We start from the raw sequence: 1,337 nt of genomic DNA, 5'->3' as shown, positions 1-1,337 counted from the left end.
GGCTCGATGCGCTGGGCCAGCACCTTCCCCAGCTCGACCCCCCACTGGTCGAAGGAGTCGATGTTCCACACAGCCCCCTGGACGAACACCTTGTGCTCGTACAACGCGATCAACTGGCCGAGTACGGACGGAGTCAGCTCGCGCGCCAGCACGGTGGTCGTCGGGTGGTTGCCCTGGAACGTCTTGTGGGCGACCAGTTCCTCCGGGACTCCCTCGGCCCGCACCTCGTCCGGCGTCTTCCCGAACGCCAGCGCCTGTGTCTGCGCGAAGAAGTTGGCCATCAACAGGTCGTGCTGCCCCCTGAGCCCGTCACCCAACTCCCCCACCGGCTCGGCGAAGCCGATGAAGTCCGCCGGGACCAGCTTCGTCCCCTGATGGATCAGCTGGTAGTAGGCGTGCTGCCCGTTCGTCCCGGGCGTACCCCACACCACCGGTCCGGTCTCGTACTCCACCGGGTTGCCGTGGCGGTCGACCGACTTGCCGTTGGACTCCATGTCCAGCTGCTGCAGGTACGCCGTGAACCTGGAGAGATAGTGCGAGTAGGGAAGTACGGCGTGCGACTGGGCACCGAGGAAGTTGCCGTACCAGATCCCCAACAGCCCCAACAGCACAGGCGCGTTCTCCTCCGCCGGAGCCGTCCGGAAGTGCTCGTCGACCAGCGCGAACCCGTCGAGCATCTCCCGGAACCGGTCAGGCCCGATCGCGATCATCAGCGACAGCCCGATCGCCGAGTCGTAGGAGTACCGCCCGCCGACCCAGTCCCAGAACTCGAACATGTTGTCCGTGTCGATGCCGAAGTCCGACACCTTCCCGGAGTTCGTCGACAGCGCCACGAAGTGCCGGGCGACCGCCTTCTCCTCACCACCCAGACCCGCCAGCAGCCAGGAACGGGCCGCGGTCGCGTTCGTGATCGTCTCGATCGTCGTGAACGTCTTCGACGCGACGACGAACAGCGTCTCGGCCGGGTCCAGGTCCCGCACCGCCTCGTGCAGATCCGCACCGTCGACGTTCGACACGAACCTGAACGTCAACTCCCGTGCCGTGAACGCCCGCAGCACCTCGTACGCCATCGCCGGACCGAGGTCCGAGCCGCCGATGCCGATGTTGACGACGTTCCTGATACGGCGGCCGGTGTGCCCGGTCCACTCACCCGAGCGCACCCTCCCGGCGAAGCCCGCCATCCTGTCCAGAACCGCGTGCACGCCCGGAACGACGTTCTCCCCGTCGACCTCGACCACCGCGTCACGCGACGCCCGCAAAGCGGTGTGCAGCACCGCACGATCCTCGGTGACGTTGATGCGGTCACCCCGGAACATGGCATCCCGCAGCCCGAACAC

The 1,337-nt window shown here is 66.9% G+C and carries 1 protein-coding gene; it reads right to left on the bottom strand.

Annotation, left to right across the window (positions count from 1 at the left end):
- The coding region (gene pgi / locus RB628_RS40630) for a glucose-6-phosphate isomerase (protein WP_318325667.1) at positions 1–1,337 on the bottom strand (1,337 nt) is incomplete at both ends.

Source organism: Streptomyces sp. ADMS (genome assembly GCF_033441795.1).
GTDB lineage: Bacteria > Actinomycetota > Actinomycetes > Streptomycetales > Streptomycetaceae > Streptomyces.
The sequence above is the reverse complement of the archived record's forward strand: the minus strand, read 5'-3'. Positions and strand labels throughout refer to the sequence as shown.